This window comes from Streptomyces alkaliphilus, assembly GCF_014141535.1.
In the GTDB taxonomy this organism is placed as follows: domain Bacteria; phylum Actinomycetota; class Actinomycetes; order Streptomycetales; family Streptomycetaceae; genus Streptomyces; species Streptomyces alkaliphilus.
In genome coordinates this window covers 1-1,579 of sequence record NZ_VKHT01001095.1, presented here as the reverse complement: position 1 = coordinate 1,579, position 1,579 = coordinate 1, and the positions used below count along the sequence as shown (strand labels likewise).

Genomic DNA, 1,579 nt, shown 5'->3' with positions numbered 1-1,579 from the left:
CTTCACCCCCCCTCGGGGGTCGGGCGGCCCCACCCACCGGCCCGCGGAGCGGGAGACGGCCTCCTCCCGCTCCGCGACCCCGGGAGACGTGATCCCGCGGGCCACGAGGGTCCCGGGGCCCCCGACCATCGCCCCGGCCGGGGCACCCGGGACACCGACGGAAGATCTCACCGACGGAAGAACTCCATGAAAGACGAGGACGGAGCAACGATGACGGGCACCGATCGGCACGGTCGTTCATCGGCGATGCCGGCCATGCTCATCGTCCTGGTGGCGGTCACCGCGCTCGCCATCGGCGTCGTCCTCCTCATCCCGGACCGCGGTGCCCCCACCGATTTCGGCGACCGCGCCGCGATCACCGCGGGGGCGGGTCCCGGGAAGAGCACCGAGCCGGGCGGCGACGCGGCTGGGGATTCTGCGTCGCCGCCCACCTCCGTCGAGGCCGGGGGCCCGGTGGCCACCGGGCCCCCGGAATCCGCCGAGGCCGCCGACCTCCGGCCCACCGGGGTCTCGCTCACCCGGGTGGGCCTGGACGCGGCCCTCGACCCGGTCGGTGTCAACGACGACCGCACCATGGAGATACCCGAGGACGTCTCCCGCGCCGGCTGGTACCGCTTCGGCCCCGCGCCCGGGGCCACGGCCGGCTCCGCCGTCATCGCCGGGCACGTGGACGCCACCGGCGGCGAGCGGGGGGCCATGGCCGCCCTGTACGAGGTGGGCGCGGGCGATGTCGTCACCGTCCGGCGCGATGGCGCGGAGCCCCTGCGCTACGAGGTCGCGGCCATGGAGCTGATCGAGAAGCAGGCCCTGCCCGCCGAGCTGTTCCGCCGTGACGGCCCGCCGGTTCTCACCCTCATCACCTGCGCCGGTCCCTACGACCCCGACAGGGGCGGGTACCTGAGCAATCTGGTGGTGACGGCCGTGCCGATCGACCCCTGACCGGATCGGGCCGCGCCCGACACGCCGCTTTCGTCCCCGCTCCAGCCAACCGGAAGTCACGGCTTCTTACGATGAAGACATACCGCTGCCGCGCGACCAGGTCGACGCGCGGCTCCCTCCGATCCGCGCCTCCCCGGCCACGGATCGGCAACCGCGCAGCCCGAGTGGAGGTGGGCGGCTGTGGACCGCAACGAGGCCGCCGGTGACCACGGGCGTCCCGACACCGGCGGCGACCACGACCGTTCCGGTGCCGTGAACGGGCGTCCGCCCGTGTCCGGGGGCGTGCCGTCCCCCGCCGGCGCCGACTTCCCCCGGGGCCCGTCCGACGCCGCCCGGAGCGCGGGAGATCGGACCACCGGCGATCGGGCGGGGAGCGATCCCCCGGGCGCGTCGGGCGTCGGGGGACACATCCCCGAGGGCGTGCTGGCCGCCATCGCCCTGGACGGGAGCGCCGGCCCCTCCACCACCACCGCCCGGGAACATCTCGAGGGCTGCGCGCGCTGCCGGACGGAGCTGACCGACCTGCGGGAGATCGTCTCCGCCGTCCGTGGCGCCGGCCCGGCGGACGCGGCCGTGGCCGCCCCGCCCCCCGGCTTGTGGGACGCCATCGCCGCCGAGGTGAAGGCCGATGCCCGTGCCC

At 76.0% G+C, this 1,579-nt stretch carries 1 protein-coding gene and 1 pseudogene; both read left to right on the top strand.

What is annotated here, in order from left to right:
- Positions 1-186 precede the first annotated feature (186 nt).
- A complete protein-coding gene (locus tag FNQ90_RS28240) occupies positions 187-939 on the top strand; it encodes a class F sortase (protein ID WP_267133094.1) in 753 nt (250 codons plus the stop codon).
- A gap of 180 nt (positions 940-1,119) precedes the next feature.
- Positions 1,120-1,579 (top strand): annotated as a pseudogene (locus FNQ90_RS22630) (hypothetical protein); the annotation flags it as partial.

Coding starts and splice junctions, on each gene's coding strand:
- FNQ90_RS28240 (WP_267133094.1), top strand. CDS start 187: ATGAAAGACGAGGACGGAGCAACGATGACGGGCACCGATCGGCACGGT.